Below are 16,597 nucleotides of genomic sequence, written 5' to 3' on the forward strand. Positions count from 1 at the left end.
CGCATCACGACTGCAGGGAAGCACCGAGCAAGGCGAGGCCCATCAACAACACAAACAGCGCACCGGCAATCTCAATGACGGTGGCGACGCGCATGGCTTTCGTGGTGCCGGAACCTGCGTACCGAACAGCCACGTCCTTGGCCATGACAGCCAGGGTGGCGAGGATGGAAACGGTGATCGCCGTGCCGATCGACATAGCCAATACAGACAGGACACCGCCGAGATAGAGGCTGTTCAACAGCGAAAAGCTCATGACGATGATCGCGCCTGAACAGGGGCGCAGGCCCACGGCAATGATGGCAGACCATGCTTCATGCAGGCTGAAATCACGAGAACGCAACATGGATGGGTCCGGTGCGTGGGCATGACCGCATGTCGAGCAGACATTGCCGGCGCCACTGTGCTGATGATCGGGGAAAACCTGCTGCCCCTTAAATTTGAGACCTGTTCCCATGCCCTTGGTGCCAAGGGCGCTTGCGCCAGCATTTTCAACAACAACAGGGGCAGCGGCCGGTTCTCGCACCATGATGCTGCGTAATTTGCGTACCAGCAGCCATGCGCCAAACAGGGCGATCATCGCAAAGCTGGCAATCTCCATGGCTTGTGTGGCCTTGGTCATGGTGATCGACGTGCCGCGCAGGACCAGATAGGCCGCGCCGACCAGCAGGATGGCGACGATGCCCTGCAGCACCGCTGAAATGAACGAGATGAGCACACCGCGACGCAGCTCCGTCTCATTGGCAATCATGTAGGATGAGATTACTGCCTTGCCGTGGCCGGGACCGGCGGCATGGAACACACCATATGCGAAGGAAAGGCCGATCAGCGAGGTCAGGGCCCAAGGATCTTCGCGCATCGCCTTCAATGCACCGGTCAGTGCGCGATAGAAGCTTTGCTGGTGCATGTTGATCCAGGCGAAAAATGAGCCGAATGGACCTGATACGGAGAAGGATGGCTCCGCAGAGCCAATGCCAAGCGGAGATTGCGCATGGGCAGCCGTTGCCAGAAAGATGCCGCTGATCACAAGAAGCGGCACCATGCGGTTCAGTCTGCTTGTCATGGGCAGGTTACCTCAAGCCTTGTCGAAAACAGTTTCGACATGTCTGTTCCGGTCGGGTCGTTAAAAAACGCGTCCGTTAAGGTAGACTGGTTCTGCGCCAGAACCTCATCGGCGTCCGGGCGGATGACCGCACGTTTACAGGCGTTAAAACCGTCTCCCTTGGTGGCCAGATCTGTATCATTTGCGAAATCGATCGCGGTATACATTGTCGGATCCCACACACCAAAGCTCATCTTGCCTTTCATTGGCATGGGCTTAGCGGGCTTGATCGAAAAGAACATCAAGATCTGGCCGTTGTCGTAATCGACATGGATGGCGTCCGGTTTGGCAAGGTCGGTCTTTTTCCCGTCTTCGGTCACGAAGGTATAATAGTCGAAGTCGGCAAGCGATTCATGTACCACCTTGCCCACTTCGGCCAACTCATCCTTGTCGAGCTTCAAATCGCTGTTCTTGTCGAAATCCAGCATCACACTGGCAGAGAACATTTCGTCAAAACGCCAGATGTTGCGCAGTTCGCTGATGTTGCCGTCTGAACCGGCAATGACCTCGAGACGTGCTTCTGCAAAGATATGCGGATGGGCAAAGGCTGGGGCAGGGGCGAGCAACAGCCCAGCCGCGATTGCAGTTCTTGTCTTTTTCATCAACCCATGTGCCCTTCGCGAATCTGTCAGCCAGTTTTAGCGGAAAATGGGACCGAATTTCGACTCAGCTCACGATCAATTTATCGGCGACTTATCCGTTCTTGCGAAACCAGTTCGACAGGAAGTCGACAAAGCTGCGCACTTTGGCGGGCAGATAACGGCGATGGGGATAAACGGCATAGATGCCGCGGTCTCTGGCGATGTAGTCGTCGAACAGTGTTACCAGTTCACCGGACTGAATATAGGGCTTGGCAATGAAGTCCGGTACCATGGCAACACCCAGTCCGGCACGAGCGGCGCGCAAGGTCGCCTGCGGCGAATTGACTTCAATCGGGCCGCTGACAGCCACCGAGGCATTGGCGCCATTCGGTTCGAAATAACGGATGTTGTTGTGGAAGCGTGAGTTGGTATCGACAATGAACGGCACGCGGGACATGTCTTGCGGCTCATTCAGTGGACCGTACTGAGCGACAAAGTCCGCCGTGGCGACGGCGTAGACGCGAAAATCGGAGAGCTTGCGGGCAATGAGGCCGGAATCTTCCAGCTTGGTAATGCGCACCGCAAGGTCAAAACCCTCCTCGATCAGGTCAACGAAACGGTCTTCTGCCAAAATCTCCAGCTGAAGCTCCGGATTTTCCTTGGCGAAGTCGATCAGGCTCTGGCCGATTTCGGCGTCGATGAACGTGCGTGGTACCGAGATGCGCAACTTGCCTTTCAGGTCCGCATTGTTCTCACGCACCAGGTCGGCGAGGTTGTCGATTTCCTTCAGAATATCAGAGGCGGTGCGGTAATAGGTATGGCCCGCTTCGGTCAGCGAAAACTGCCTTGTCGTGCGGTTCAGCAACAGGGCGCCGAGATCGTCTTCCAGCTCGCGCACATATTTCGAAAGCAATGCTTTGGAACGCCCGGTTTTGCGGGCCGCAGCTGAGAAACCTTCCGCTTCGACAACGTCAATAAATGCGCGGATGCGGGTGAGGGTATCCATGGCCGTTTTCTCCTGTTTGTTCCATATAATTGAACGTTCAGGCGCAGCTGTTCAATGAAAAAATACATGGTGAAAAAAACCTCAATTCGATGAAAAAATCCTCTTGATTATGACGGCGAATATTCTTATTTCCCGTTTTGCCCAAAGTCGCACGTGCCCATGGGTGTCCGCCGTCCCTCGATGTGGTGAGGAGTTCGGTAAGGTACCTGGAACTAACCCCTCCAGTCGCTATTCCGGCCAACCGGAAAATGCGAGGACATCTGAAGCAACGACGGTGCGGGCCTTTCTGGTTCTCTGCCGGCTTTCCATCAGCCGGGGTACTAAAGAGGCACACCATCATTGCCGGAAGTGCGGTTGGGTCCAATCCCTCCAATCTATGGCAGACAAAGCCGGATAATTCCCGTGGCAGGGTTTTGTCCATATTTGCGCCTTGAGCGTATGCAACTGATCTGCGCCTCCACCGGCTGATCGGTAAGCATATCTCGAGCGTTCTTTGTCCTCCGGAATTTCCGGAGCCGGATTATACAGGGATTATAACGATGACGACTGCACGCATCCTTGACTTCATCAAGACCCGCCGTCCTGAAGGCCCATGCCTCGTGGTTGACCTCGAGGTCGTGCGCGACAACTACCATGCTTTCGAGCACGCGCTGCCGAACAGCTCGATCTATTATGCCGTGAAGGCAAACCCGGCTCCTGAAATCCTGTCGCTGCTCGCCTCCCTCGGCTCGAACTTCGACTGCGCTTCGGTTGCCGAAATCCAGATGGCGCTTGACGCCGGTGCGACAGCTGACCGTATTTCTTACGGCAACACCATCAAGAAGGAGCGGGACATTTCCCGCGCTTTCGAACTGGGCGTTGGCCTGTTTGCGGTCGACAGCCACGAAGAAGTTGAAAAGATTGCCCGTGCAGCCCCTGGCTCGCGTGTGTTCTGCCGCGTCCTGACTGACGGTGAAGGTGCCGAATGGCCGCTTTCGCGCAAGTTTGGCTGCGTACCGCAGATGGCTGTCGATGTTCTGGTTTACGCACACCAGCTTGGCCTTGAATCCCACGGTGTGTCCTTCCACGTCGGTTCGCAGATGTTGAACCTTGACGCATGGGACGCTGCTCTTTCCGACGCAAAGCGGGTTTTCTCCTCGCTTGCCAAGCAGGGCATCCACCTGAAGATGGTCAACATGGGCGGTGGTTTCCCGACCAAGTATCTGCGCGATATTCCATCGGCAGAAGCTTACGGTCAGGCAATCGATGCTGCGCTTCGTACGCACTTCGGCAACCAGATCCCACAGACGATCATCGAGCCAGGTCGTGGCATGGTCGGCAACGCCGGTGTCATCAAGGCAGAAGTCGTGCTGGTTTCGCGCAAGTCCGACAATGACAACCATCGTTGGGTTTACCTCGACATCGGCAAGTTCGGTGGTCTGGCTGAAACCATGGACGAAGCAATTCGTTACCCGATCCGCACCGAGCGTGACCAGGACGAAATGCAGCCTTGCGTTCTGGCTGGCCCGACCTGCGACAGCGCCGACGTGCTGTACGAAAAGAACATGTATCCGCTGCCCGTCTCCCTGACGATCGGCGATGAAGTTCTGATCGAAGGTACCGGTGCATACACCACCACGTATTCGGCGGTGGCGTTCAACGGTTTCGAGCCGCTCAAAGCCTATGTGATCTGAGTGTTCTTTGGCCGGGCTGTCAGTGCTCCGGCCAATTAACCCGGATCTTTCCGTTCCGGCCTCGCGCCACGCTTTGCGCAACCCCTGCTTGCTGCACCTCCTCCAGTGAGGATGAGCGGACGAGGGGCCGGAACGGCTTATTCACAATATTGTTTTGGGGCCGCTTGTGCGCGGTTATGTAACGGGAGGCCGTGATGGCCGCTGTTCTCAATTCAGTCCGGGCGTTTTTCACGCCGCAGACATTCCATATCGAAGCTGAAAATCCGGGCGATGTTGTTGCGCGCGAAAACCTGCTTGACCGTGCCATGGGCCCGGGCCGTCGCCGCAAGTCTTCCGAGAAGCTGCGCAAGGGCCGAATTCCGGCCGATGGTTTGGCACTTGTTGCCCGTGACAATGATGGTCACGTGATCGGCACGGTGCGCCTGTGGAATGTTGAAGCTGGTGTTACGCCGGAAGGCCGTCCGCTGCCTGCACTTCTGCTAGGACCGCTTGCAGTTGATTCCTTACATGAGGGCAAGGGTATTGGCGCAGCTTTAATGCGTGCGGCGATTTCCGAAGCGGCCAACCGTGGCCATGGTGCGGTTCTGTTGGTTGGCGATGCGCCTTATTACGAACGTTTCGGTTTCTTTGCAGCCAAAACACAGCATCTGGTGATGCCAGGTCCATTTGAGCGTCACCGTTTTCTGGCGCTGGAATTGAAAGACGGTTGGCTGGATGGCGCTGCCGGCATGCTGGTGGCCAGCGGCCGCAAGCTCTCCTACTGAATTTGATTCCCTGACATTCCGTGCGGTGGCCCCTTTCGGGGCCATTGTCATATCGGGCAACTATTATTTGTGTGACATTTTTGTCGCGAATCGATTTTCCGCGTTTTAAAACGCGGTGTTAAACCCTTGTGTTTGATCTGGCTCAAACCACCGTTGCTGTTTCGGGTCTCATAGTCTCTCCCAACAACCCTGCTGACAGGAAAACCTATTCCAAAACCGCAGGCGATGTTGTCGTGCCAACCCTGCCGCTGATGGAGCAAAGCAGGTTTCGGTGCTCAATTGGTACAAGGAGAGATGAAATGAACACGAAGAACGCAATGCGGGTCATGTTGATGGCTGGGGTAGCATTGATGGGTGCCAACGCTATGGCAGCAGATCTCGCGCCACCAGCGCCAGCGCCAACCGTTGAAGAAGCCATCGAGGCCGCAAGCCCGTGGATGATCCGTGTTCGTGGCGTTGGCGTTATCACACATGACAGCGGTTCTGTTGATCAACTGTCCGGCGCAGGTCTCTCTTATTCCGATACGGTTATTCCCGAACTCGACATCAGCTATTTCTTCACCGACAATATCGCTGCAGAACTCATCCTCGGCACAACCTATGCCAAGATCGATGGCACAGGTGGTCTTGACGGTGTACCGGTTGGCAAATCCTGGCTGCTGCCACCGACACTGACACTGCAGTACCACTTCACCAATTTTGGCAACTTCAAGCCTTACGTTGGCGCCGGTGTGAACTACTCGCTGTTCTACAACCAGTCTGAAAAGCCCGGTTTCTCCAATCTCGATGTGAAGAATGATTTTGGTTACGCGCTGCAGGTTGGCGCCGACTACATGATCAACAAAAACTGGGGTGTGAACTTCGACGTGAAGAAGATCTTCCTCGACACCAAGTGGACTGCAACACATGACCTGCTTGGTCCTGTCAGCGGCAAAGCAAAGATTGACCCTTGGCTGATCGGTGCCGGTATCACTTACCGCTTCTAAGGCGCTAGCTGCCAAGCGGAGTGGGTTTGTTCCATGAACATATCCGCTGCAGTTCCGTTTAATGCCGCTTTCAGCGAGGCCCGTTTGACGAAGACGGGCCTTATCTCGTATAAGGGCGGCACGGGTGAGAGCCCCGGCCGTCCGCAGGCATATGCCATGGTGAAGTCTCTCTTAGTCAAACCACGGTTTTCCGCATTTTTGCATGCAACCCGATGGCAACGCGGGCCCCTTCTGAATAGCATGCTTTTGTTGGAGAACTGTCGTGGCTCATACGGCTTCACAATCACATGTGTCTCAGGCGCTGCCATCGCTTGAGAGTTTGAAAGATCAGGCAAAACGTCTTCGCGCACGGCTCCATGCCGAGGGGCAGGAGATGTCTCATTCAAAATCACTGGAACTGATTGCCGCACAAATGGGGTTTCGGGACTGGAATACCTTACATGCGTGCGTCGGCAACCGTCCGCCATTCAATCCCTATCTGTTGGGGTCGAGGGTGCGTGGCTTTTATCTCGGACAGGCTTTCGAGGCCGAGGTTTTGGGCGTGCAGTCGCTTGGCGGCAGTCCGGAGCGGTACAGGTTAACGTTGCATTTTGATCAACCTGTCGATGTCGTGACGTTTGAGAGCTTCTCTGCTTTCAGGCAACGCGTGCATTGCAACGTTGACGGCACTGGCCGGACGACCGAGAAGACATCGAATGGCCGGCCGCAGGTGGAACTGGTCTGGTAGCCAGATTAAAAGCTCAGGAAACTTGGGGCAGGGGTGGTTAGCAAGCCTGTAAACGCCTGCCCTAATACTTTGTTTTGTAATCTGATTCGCATTCGGGCGCTTTGGGTGCAATTTATGGCAAGGTCGCAGGGCTTCCTGAGCACCTGCGTTCCTGCTTTTGATAAACGCTGACGCGACAAACGCTACTCAAGTGTGAATAAAGTCCCCTTCTTGTAACCGTTTATAAACCTAAACGCGAAAGTCATCTGGGGATTTTCGAGTGTGACATATTTGTTATAGACAACCATAGGAAGAGGTTGTAGCGAGAGCCAATCATATCAAGGAATGTACTAATGTTGAAAAATCTTATCCTCGCCGCAGTTGCTGCATCTGCTTTGTCGGGCGTTGCCCATGCTGCTGACGCTGTGAACGAGGTGCCTGCTGCACCTGTCGCCGACTACGCTGCACCTGCATTTTCGTGGGGCGGCTTCTACGGCGGTGTGACCGGTGGTTACGCTTGGGACAAGGTAAAGCTGGACGACGGCATCGATTCCGGTTCGACCACCTTCAATGGCGCACGCTTCGGTGGTTTTGCTGGCTACAACGCCGAAATCGCACCTTCGATCATTCTCGGTGCTGAAGGTGAACTCGCTTATAACTGGGGCGACAAGACGTTTGAAGACGTTAAGATCGAAGCTGGTCTGAACGGTTCTGCACGTGCACGTGTTGGTTATGCCTTCGACAAGGCCCTGATCTACGCTGCCGGTGGTTATGCCGTAACCAAGGGTAAGATTTCTGTTCCTGGCTACAGCGACAGCGACACGTTCCATGGCTGGACGGTTGGCGTTGGTGTTGACTACGCCGTAACAGATAACATCTTCGCTCGCGCTGAATATCGTTACAATGACTTCGGCAAGAACACCTACACCGACGGTGCTGACAGCTACAGCCTCAAAGTCAGAGAGCATCAGGTCAATGTCGGCGTTGGCTACAAGTTCTAAGGCGCTTTAATTATCGATTTGCAAGATGCCCGGTCTCTTTGTTGAGGCCGGGCATTTTCGTTATTATGCTTCCGGTATTCGTTAAGATTGTAAACGTTAAGCTTAACTTTTTATTATAACATTAGCATATGCTTGCATAATAGGCACGCGCGGCTACCATTGGAACTGCATCAACGGTGATGCTCTTTATGCCGTACCTTTATAAGAGCAACAAAATGCACCGAAAACTCAAAGGGGGCCGCAAAGCCCCCTTTTTTCGTCTGGTCTTTTAAGTCGCTGACTGTCAGCCGGAAATATCGATAACGCCGCAGTCTCCGGCTTCCGAAGCAAAAGCCAGCAGCTTGCCGGTGCTGCTCCATGACATCGAGGTGATGGCACCTTTGCCGGGGCGGCGCAGCAGCGCTTCTTTGCCGTCGGCAAGTCTGACACCCAGCACCATGCCGTCGATAAAGCCAATGGCCAGTACATCTTCCGCCGGGTGGAAGCTGACGCAGGTCGCCATGATATTGGCGCGTGTGCCCAGTTCCTGCGGGGCTTTGCCCATTGGGCCATCCTTGCCAGCAAAGGGCCAGACAATGGCAGCAGGCGCACCTGAAGATGCTAGCCACTTGCCCTTGGCGGACCAGGACAGCGATTTGACCTTGGCCGGATAGCCGGTCATGCGCATGTGGCGCGCTTCCATACCACCCTTTGTTGCTTCCATCTTCCAGCCATGCAGCGCGTTTTCCTGCATGGTGGTGACGAGAAACTTGCCGTCGTGAGAGAAGGTGACGCCAGTATGCGCACCCTTCCATTCCAGATCGACAGGCTCGCCAGCCATGCCAACCCAATGTAGGGAAACGCCATTGTAACGGGCAACGGCAATGCGCATGCCCTTGGGCGCAAAGGCCACGCCTTCGACGGTGCGGGTTTCGGTAAATTCCTTCACGCTGCCATCACCGAGGCGCACGAAGGTGGATTTTCCAACACCGTAGGCGATGCTGTTCTGCGGACCGCCAGCGACGACTGAAATCCACTTTCGGGGCACATTGGCCAGTTCGTTGAACGAGCCGTCATGCAGCACGCGCAGAACCTTGCCATCTTCACCGCCGGTCAACAGTGTGGCGCTGTAAGGATCGCGAATGCAAGTCAGCAGCCCCTGATGGGCCTCGGTTACTTTTTCACCGCCATCAAGCCGGTGAATTGTGCCGGCCGCTGTTGCGAAAAAAGGAATATCGCCAAGGAAATGCGTGGAAACGACATGGCCTTCCAGATCAAATGGAGCAACGGTGGGCATTGAATAACGGTCTTTCTGTGTTTGGTATTCTGGGTCCTGCAGGGACGTTTTCACGCTACCCCATCATGGTAATGGTCGGGTTTGGCCCGACCATCGACAACATTTCGAGACTGGAGCCCCAGGTCAAGCCCGAGGACGTCTGGAGGTTATGCTGACATGCCTGAAAAACGGGTCTTCAAGCACATGTCATGCATCACGCCGTTGCTTCGCAGGCGTGGAAGCTCTTTTCCAGCTTTTCACGATCAAGATCGCGGCCGATGAAAACGAGGCGGGATTCACGCTTTTCACCGTCTTTCCATGGACGCTGGTGATCACCTTCGATGATCATGTGAACGCCCTGAACGACGTAACGTTCGGCATCGCCCTTGAATGCGATGATGCCCTTGAGGCGCAGGATATTCGGGCCGTCCGTCTGGGTAACTTTCTGGATCCATGGGAAGAAGCGGTCGGGGTTCATTTCGCCGCCGCGCAGCGAGACAGACTTTACCGTGACATCGTGAATGGCCGAGACATCGCCATGATGGTGATGGTGGTCATGACCGTGATCGTGGTGGTGATGATCGTGGCCATCATGGTCGTGATGATGATGTCCGTGATCATGATGGTCATGGCCGCAATCCGGGCCGCAGACATGGTCTTCATGGCCGTGCTCAAGGAAATGCGGATCGTTTTCCAGAGCACGCTCAAGGTTGAATGCACCCTGATCAAGAACGCGGGCAAGATCAACGCCGGAGCGGGTGGTCTTGTAAACGCGCGCGGATGGGTTGATGGCATGCACGACATCTTCGATGCGGGCCAGTTCTTCCGGGCTGACGAGGTCAGTCTTGTTGATGACGACAACGTCGGCAAAGGCGATCTGGTCTTCAGCTTCGCGGCTATCTTTCAGGCGCAGAGGCAGGTGCTTGGCATCAACCAGCGCAACAACGGCGTCGAGTTCGGTCTTGGCGCGAACATCGTCGTCCATGAAGAAGGTCTGGGCAACAGGAACAGGGTCTGCGAGACCTGTGGTTTCGACGATGATGCCATCAAAGCGGCCGGGACGGCGCATCAGGCCTTCGACAACGCGAATAAGGTCGCCACGAACGGTGCAGCAAACGCAGCCGTTGTTCATTTCGTAGATTTCTTCATCAGACTCAACGATCAGATCGTTGTCGATGCCGATTTCACCGAACTCGTTGACGATAACTGCATATTTCTTGCCGTGGTTCTCAGAGAGAATGCGGTTGAGCAGTGTCGTTTTACCAGCACCGAGATAGCCGGTCAGAACGGTCACGGGAATTGGCTTGATTGGGGCTGTTTCGGTCATGGGAAACCTCGAATAAGAAAGACGCGTCGGAACGCCAAATAAAATCTGCTGTTCATATAGGCTGCGTGTGCGGGCAGTTCAAAGAGAATCTGCCTTCAGTTTTTTTGATCCATGCTGCTGGCCCGCCATTATCTGTTGGCAAGCTGCGCCATATCAAAGGAATTGATGTCTTCAAGCAGTTCGACCAGTCCGGCGATGGAGTGGTCTATCAGTGCCTCTCCTTTTTCAGCCGTGGCAGCACTGGCATTTCCCGCCACACCAAGCGGATTGAGGTCACTCATTTTCCAGCCGAAAGCATGCGGGCCATAGGCGCGCAAATGCTTGTAATTCCTGGAGAAGTCTTGCTGCTTTGAGGAGAAGTTGCCTGCCTTGTCCATCTCCACCAGATCGGGATACATCGCCAGCATTACCGAGGTTTCGATATCGCCACCGTGGATGTCGAGTGCCTTTTCTTCCGGCGTAATCAGACCGGTTGGTACGCCAAAGCGAGTCCAGCTTGTGGCAACCGCTAGCATTCCGAACCTTACACGGGCTTCAGTTGCAACGATGGTCATAAGCGGCGAATTGCCGCCATGCGCATTCAGCATCACGAACTTTTTGATGCCCCTAGACGCTACTTCTTCGGCAATGCCGAGCCAGCGTTCCACGGCTTCGTCGTAACGCAGGGTTCTTGTTCCCGGCACGTCGATATGTTCGATTGAATACCCGACCGGCTCTACTGGCAGAAAGCTGACGGGGAGGGATGGAGGAAGCGCCCGTTGCAAGCGACTGACAATTCCAGTCGCAATCAATGTGTCCGTTTCAAACGGCAGGTGCGGGCCGTGCTGCTCATGGGCGCCCAAAGGCAGCACAATAATACGCCTCGCCGGGTTATCCCCTGATGCTGTTACATTATCTTCGTAAAACTGCGTGTATGTGTTCGGCATCTGGCAGTGCGATCCGGCTTTCTGTATTGGATATCGTACAGCTTATATCCGATCCGCTATCCGGTAAAAGGTTCAAAGGCGATGGGCAAAAAAGACAAGAGCGAAAAGAAGGTCAAGGACGGCAAGAAAAAGGACGAGGTGCTGAACCCTGAAGTTCTGGCGCAGTCCATTGCCCAGGCCGCCCGGTCCATGCGCACAGCGCTTAGCCACAGTCTTGCAACCAGCGGCCTTTATGCTGGCCAAGACGGTGTTGTACTGGCCCTTGCCAATGAGGGCAGCATGACCCCCGGCCAGATTGCCCAGAAGCTGGGGGTAAAGGCACCGACGATGACCCGCACAATCGGGCGCATGGAGGCGCAGGGCTTTGTCGAGCGCAGTGAAGATGACGGTGATGGTCGCATGACCCGGGTCAAGTTGACCGATGCCGGTCTGCGCAGCGTCGATCACATCAATGCTTCGCTTTCGGTGTGCGCGGCACGCGCCATTGACGGACTTTCCAACAAGGAAGTCAAAACGGTGGTCAAGTTGCTGCGGGTGATTGATGCCAATTTGCAGGCCAATGGCAGCGCAGAATAAGCCATCCTGATTTCTCTCCATTGCGGATTTCCCGGTTTATCAGATTTTCGTGATTAAACAGATTGCGAAATCTATTTAAATTCTTTAGATAATTTTAAATGGGGAATAGCAGGGCCTGATCAAGCCCGATGTGGAGGGGAGCCTTTGGCTCAAAAAATTAAACTTTCGACTATTGCGGAAAGTCTCGGATTATCAACGGCAACCATTTCTTTGGCGTTGCGCGACAGCCCGCTGGTTGCTGCCGATACGCGCGAGAAAATCAAGGAACAGGCCCGCACGCTGGGTTATATTTATAACCGCCGTGCCGCCAGTCTCAGAACCTCCAGATCCGGCATCGTCGGCGTGGTTTTCCATGATGTGATGAACCCGTTTTACGGAGAAATCCTCAAGGCCATCGAGAGTGAACTCGACCGTAGTCGCCAGACTTTCATTCTGTCGAACCACTACGATTCCGTTGAAAAACAACGCAATTTCATCGAGACGTTGCTGCAGTTGGGCAGTGATGGCATCATTATGTCGCCTGCGATTGGCACGCCGACCGAAGACCTGAAGCTGGCAGAAGAAAACGGCATGCCGGCCATTCTGGTTGCCCGCTCGATGGACGGCGTTGATATGCCGACCTATCGCGGTGACGACAGCTATGGCATCTCGCTGGCCACCAACCATCTGATCAGTCTTGGTCATCGTACCATCGCCATGGTGGGCGGTACTGACCAGACCTCGACCGGTCGTGACCGTTATCAGGGTTACGTCAATGCGCTGCGCAAGGCGAATATAGAAGTTGATCCGAACCTGCGTATTCCTGGCCCACGCTCCAAACAGGGCGGCTTTGAGGCGGCGGTTCACTTCTTGTCTCTGCCACAAAAACCGACAGCGGCGGTGTGTTGGAACGATCTGGTCGCCATCGGTCTGATGAACGGTATTTCACGCGCCGGTTTTGTGCCTGGTGTCGATATTTCTGTTACCGGATATGACGACCTTGAGGAAGCGGCAATTGCAACGCCGGCTTTGACCACCGTGTCCAACGGTCAGGCCGAGGTTGGCCGGATGGCAGCGCGTGCGCTGCTTGACCGCCTTGAGGGCAGCCACGAACCGGATGGTATCCATCTGATCAAGCCGGAAATGCGTATTCGCCAATCAACTGGCCCTGTCCGCCCAAGACAGTAACGGATATCGGCATCGTGGCCTTTCAAAGTCATACTATTCTGTTTTAAAGTCTCGAATTGTATGGCGGCAGACAAGGGCATGTGGGGAGATATTTATCCCGTCATGCATTGCCTGCAACAGGCGATCAAGGGCTTCAAAGCCTTCATCGCGGGGCTGTTTGACGTATGGATAGACAAGCTGAGCTTGAAATGAATTTTACATTTGCACGGCTCATTTTGCCCTTCAGACCGCAAATTTCCTCGCAGAATGGATGAATTACTGGGTCCTGACCCTATGGAGGAAGTGCATGTCTGATACCAAAGCGACCGTTCTCGTTCCTGGCAAGATCAATCCGCGTGTTACCGAACGTCTGCAGGGCAATGTTGAAATCATTACCGTTCCGGCCGGTGGCGAGCTTGTTCTGCCTGAGGGCGTAGCTGAACGCGTACGTGGTATTGCCGTGTCCGGCGTTGTTTCTGCGGCTTGGATGAATGCCCTGCCGAAGCTTGAAATCATTGCCAATTTTGGCGTCGGTTATGATGGTGTGGATGCCAAACATGCGGCATCGCGTGGCGTTGTCGTGACCAATACACCGGATGTTCTGAACGATGAGGTGGCTGACACCACCATTGCGCTGCTGATCAATACGCTGCGCCGTCTGCCGCAGGCGGAGAACTATTTGCGTGAAGGACGTTGGGCCAAGGAAGGCGCGTTTGGCCTTTCGCCATTTTCGCTCAAGGGTCGTACCATCGGTATTTTGGGCCTCGGTCGTATCGGCCTAGAGATTGCCAAGCGTCTTGAACCTTTCAAGGTCAATCTTGGCTACCACACCCGCACAAAGCGGGATGACGTGGCCTACACCTATTATGGTTCGTTGAAGGAAATGGCTGAAAAGGTCGATACCTTGATCAGCATCGTGCCTGGAACGGCGGCGACCCACAAGATTATCGATACGAATATCTTCAAGGCATTGGGGCCGCAGGGCGTGTTCATCAATGTCGGCCGTGGTTCAAGCGTTGACGAGGATGCTCTGATTAAAGCGCTCCAGGACAAGGTGATCGGTGCTGCCGGACTTGATGTGTTCTACAATGAGCCGCAAGTGCCGGATGCGTTTCTGAGCCTCGACAACGTTTCGATATTGCCGCATGTCGCTTCGGCGTCCGTTCCGACGCGAAATGCGATGGCAGATCTGGTGGCCGACAATCTTCTTGGCTGGTTCAAGGACAAGACAGTACTGACGCCGGTGCCAGAAACTCCTGTCAAGGGTTGATGGGCGCAACAGCATGCTGAAATCTGATCTCTCCCTCTGCGGGAGAGATTAATGCGCCGGTATCAGGCCTTGCTGGCCTGATATTCCCTGATAGACTTACCGAAAGCTTCAAAAAGGGCACGAGACGGTGCATCCGTCTCAGCCCAATATTCCGGGTGCCATTGCACACCGACGGCAAATCCCTTTGCATCGATAACCGACACGGCTTCAATCGTGCCATCCTGTGCAGTCGCCTCCACCTGCAGACGCGGCGCTGTTTCGGCAATCGCCTGACGATGCAGAGAGTTGATCTGGATTTCGCCTGCGAGACCCAGATGCTGGGCGATGCAGGAACCTCCGCGGATGATCACTGGCTGGCGAATGGCATAAGCCTCGTGCCGATCAACATCGGTGGGTTTGCGATGATCCCACACTCCCGGCTGCTCCTGAATTTCACTGGCCAGCGTGCCGCCCAGTGCCACGTTCAGTTCCTGAATGCCACGGCAGATGGCAAACATTGGAATGCCGCGTTCCAGTGCACGACGGATCAATGGCAGGGTGGTCGCATCACGCGCGGGATCGAAAGGTCCGTCGCTCTCCTTGGCTTCCATACCGTAGAGTGAGGGATGCACATTGGTGGCGGAGCCGGACACCAAGACGCCATCGACCCGGTCGAGGATTTCATCGATGTCATTACCTTCGACAAGTGCCGGGATAATGAAGGCCATGACGTCAGCGGCCTTGAGCGCTGCATTGATATATTGTGTCTGTGCCGCATGCCATGTTGTGCCGTCGAACTCCCTGATATCGGCTGGGATGGCAATGACTGGTCTTGGCATGATGTCTCCGGCTGAACTTGAAATTTTCAAGCCTTGTAAAAATGCCTGTTCGTGATGGAAGTCAAGCGTCCGCTAAACCCACGAAGTGATTGCTGAATGCAGCTCATTCTTTAGTCTAAGGCTATGTGCTGCAGGCGGATTTTCGCCCGTTTTTGCCGGTAAATGCGGCTAACAGGCCGGTTCTGGCGTGTCTGAAAATCGTGGCTGATCTTGCCAGCGCCAAAGTGCTCATGTTTACTTTCAACCAGGCGTAGCCGTGGGGAGAACGGTCAAGCTTTGTCGCGATTATCTGGGAGGATAATATGGATCGCCGCTCATTCTTGAAGAACAGTGCAGTGACAGGTGCGGGTGCAGGTGCCGCAGCTGTGTCGTTGGCCGCACCGGCAATTGCGCAGGAAAAGACCAAGATCACGTGGCGTCTGACGTCATCCTTCCCCAAATCGCTGGATACAATTTTTGGTGGGGCAGAAGACATCGCCAAACATGTTGCTGCGGCAACCGATGGCAACTTCACGATCCAGACATTTGCCGCCGGTGAAATTGTGCCCGGCCTGCAAGCTGCTGATGCCGTGTCGTCAGGCACAGTGGAGATGGCGCATACCTGCTCCTATTATTATGTTGGCAAGGATCCGACCTTTGCGATTGGTTCGGCCATTCCGTTCGGTCTTAATGCCCGCCTGACCAATGCGTGGTTCTATGAAGGCAATGGCAACACGCTGATGAACGAGTTTTATGCCAAGCATAAGATTTACGGCATCGTCGCCGGCAATACCGGTGCGCAGATGGGTGGCTGGTTCCGCAAGGAGATCAACACTGTTGATGACTTAAAGGGCGTCAAGATGCGTATTGCCGGTCTCGCTGGCAAGGTGGTGGAGAAACTTGGTGTCGTGCCGCAGCAGGTGGCTGGCGGCGACATCTATCCGGCGCTTGAAAAAGGCACCATCGATGCGGCGGAGTGGATCGGACCATATGATGACCACAAGCTCGGTTTCCAGAAGGTGGCGAAATATTATTACTATCCGGCCTTCTGGGAAGGCGGACTCGCCATTCACGCCTTTGTTAATCTTGACCAGTGGAACAATTTGCCAAAGCATTACCAAGCAGCACTGCAAGACGCCTGCGCTTATGCAAATACCCATATGATGGCGAAATACGACACCAAGAACCCGACAGCCATCAAGCAGTTGGTCGCTGAAGGCGCGGTGCTGCGGCCGTTCAGCCAAGAAGTGTTAGAGGCCTGCTACAAGGCGTCGATGGAAGTTTACAGCGAGATTTCCGCTACCAATGCTGACTTCAAGAAAATCTATGAAGATCAGGCGGCGTTCAAGCGGGAAGGTTATCTCTGGATGCAGCTGTCCGAATATACCTTCGATACGTTCATGATGATCCAGCAACGCAGCGGCAAGCTGTAGGATCGTCGCAGACTATTCTTGAGCGTAGCCAGTTCTAAGTAAAAACCCCGC

At 54.7% G+C, this 16,597-nt stretch carries 17 protein-coding genes; 10 read left to right on the plus strand and 7 right to left on the minus strand.

The window, feature by feature from the left end; genetic code table 11:
* Nucleotides 1-4 precede the first annotated feature (4 nt).
* From IB237_RS07550 to IB237_RS07560, 3 genes are all read right to left on the minus strand, one after another.
* A complete protein-coding gene (locus IB237_RS07550; RefSeq protein ID WP_192488042.1) occupies nt 5-1,060 on the minus strand; it encodes a nickel/cobalt transporter in 1,056 nt (351 codons plus the stop codon).
* Nucleotides 1,057-1,701 carry a DUF1007 family protein gene (locus tag IB237_RS07555; RefSeq protein WP_192488043.1) on the minus strand — a complete coding sequence of 215 codons (645 nt, stop codon included), beginning with the start codon at nt 1,699-1,701 and terminating at the stop codon, nt 1,057-1,059. Before IB237_RS07555 ends, IB237_RS07550 begins: the two co-directional genes overlap by 4 nt.
* A 91-nt stretch (nt 1,702-1,792) precedes the next feature.
* Nucleotides 1,793-2,686, minus strand: a complete 894-nt coding sequence (locus IB237_RS07560) for a LysR family transcriptional regulator (RefSeq protein ID WP_192488044.1) — start codon at nt 2,684-2,686, stop codon at nt 1,793-1,795.
* 539 nt (nt 2,687-3,225) lie between these two features.
* Here IB237_RS07560 and odc2 point away from each other — a divergent pair.
* The 5 genes from odc2 (at nt 3,226) to IB237_RS07585 (ending at nt 7,816) form a co-directional block, all read left to right on the plus strand.
* Nucleotides 3,226-4,359, plus strand: a complete 1,134-nt coding sequence (gene odc2 / locus IB237_RS07565; RefSeq protein WP_192488045.1) for an ornithine/lysine decarboxylase — start codon at nt 3,226-3,228, stop codon at nt 4,357-4,359.
* 194 nt (nt 4,360-4,553) lie between these two features.
* Nucleotides 4,554-5,123, plus strand: coding sequence for a GNAT family N-acetyltransferase (locus IB237_RS07570; protein ID WP_192488046.1), 570 nt, complete (start codon nt 4,554-4,556; stop codon nt 5,121-5,123).
* A gap of 299 nt (nt 5,124-5,422) precedes the next feature.
* Entirely contained in the window at nt 5,423-6,109 is a 687-nt protein-coding gene (locus IB237_RS07575) for an OmpW family protein (protein WP_192488047.1), read from the plus strand.
* 262 nt (nt 6,110-6,371) lie between these two features.
* The gene (locus IB237_RS07580; protein WP_192488048.1) at nt 6,372-6,836 is read left to right on the plus strand and encodes a glyoxalase superfamily protein; all 465 of its coding nucleotides are present in this window, start codon (nt 6,372-6,374) and stop codon (nt 6,834-6,836) included.
* A 332-nt stretch (nt 6,837-7,168) separates the two neighbouring features.
* Complete coding sequence (locus IB237_RS07585; RefSeq protein WP_192488049.1) at nt 7,169-7,816, plus strand: outer membrane protein; 648 nt, start codon at nt 7,169-7,171, stop codon at nt 7,814-7,816.
* Between the two features lie 283 nt (nt 7,817-8,099).
* On the opposite strand, the gene IB237_RS07590 is transcribed toward IB237_RS07585, so the two are convergent.
* The 3 genes from IB237_RS07590 to IB237_RS07600 all read right to left on the minus strand — a co-directional run bounded on the left by IB237_RS07590 (nt 8,100) and on the right by IB237_RS07600 (nt 11,324).
* Nucleotides 8,100-9,092, minus strand: coding sequence for a WD40 repeat domain-containing protein (locus IB237_RS07590; RefSeq protein WP_192488050.1), 993 nt, complete (start codon nt 9,090-9,092; stop codon nt 8,100-8,102).
* A 193-nt stretch (nt 9,093-9,285) separates the two neighbouring features.
* Nucleotides 9,286-10,398: a GTP-binding protein gene (locus IB237_RS07595; RefSeq protein WP_192488051.1), complete on the minus strand. Its 1,113-nt coding sequence runs from the start codon at nt 10,396-10,398 to the stop codon at nt 9,286-9,288.
* 128 nt (nt 10,399-10,526) lie between these two features.
* A complete protein-coding gene (locus IB237_RS07600; RefSeq protein ID WP_192488052.1) occupies nt 10,527-11,324 on the minus strand; it encodes a creatininase family protein in 798 nt (265 codons plus the stop codon).
* Nucleotides 11,325-11,405: 81 nt separating this feature from the next.
* Here IB237_RS07600 and IB237_RS07605 point away from each other — a divergent pair, with 81 nt between their 5' ends.
* The 4 genes from IB237_RS07605 (at nt 11,406) to IB237_RS07615 (ending at nt 14,316) form a co-directional block, all read left to right on the plus strand.
* On the plus strand, nt 11,406-11,900 hold the full coding sequence (locus IB237_RS07605) for a MarR family winged helix-turn-helix transcriptional regulator (protein WP_192488053.1): 495 nt from the start codon (nt 11,406-11,408) through the stop codon (nt 11,898-11,900).
* Between the two features lie 144 nt (nt 11,901-12,044).
* Nucleotides 12,045-13,067, plus strand: a complete 1,023-nt coding sequence (locus IB237_RS07610; RefSeq protein WP_192488054.1) for a LacI family DNA-binding transcriptional regulator — start codon at nt 12,045-12,047, stop codon at nt 13,065-13,067.
* 60 nt (nt 13,068-13,127) lie between these two features.
* Entirely contained in the window at nt 13,128-13,259 is a 132-nt protein-coding gene (locus IB237_RS26415; protein WP_256435702.1) for a hypothetical protein, read from the plus strand.
* A 94-nt stretch (nt 13,260-13,353) separates the two neighbouring features.
* Complete coding sequence (locus IB237_RS07615; protein WP_192488055.1) at nt 13,354-14,316, plus strand: 2-hydroxyacid dehydrogenase; 963 nt, start codon at nt 13,354-13,356, stop codon at nt 14,314-14,316.
* A gap of 62 nt (nt 14,317-14,378) precedes the next feature.
* On the opposite strand, the gene IB237_RS07620 is transcribed toward IB237_RS07615, so the two are convergent.
* A complete protein-coding gene (locus tag IB237_RS07620; RefSeq protein WP_192488056.1) occupies nt 14,379-15,134 on the minus strand; it encodes a gamma-glutamyl-gamma-aminobutyrate hydrolase family protein in 756 nt (251 codons plus the stop codon).
* A 302-nt stretch (nt 15,135-15,436) separates the two neighbouring features.
* Here IB237_RS07620 and IB237_RS07625 point away from each other — a divergent pair, with 302 nt between their 5' ends.
* A complete protein-coding gene (locus tag IB237_RS07625; RefSeq protein WP_192488057.1) occupies nt 15,437-16,546 on the plus strand; it encodes a TRAP transporter substrate-binding protein in 1,110 nt (369 codons plus the stop codon).
* Nucleotides 16,547-16,597 lie beyond the last annotated feature (51 nt).

The sequence above is a fragment of the Agrobacterium sp. AGB01 genome (assembly GCF_014851585.1).
In the GTDB taxonomy this organism is placed as follows: domain Bacteria; phylum Pseudomonadota; class Alphaproteobacteria; order Rhizobiales; family Rhizobiaceae; genus Agrobacterium.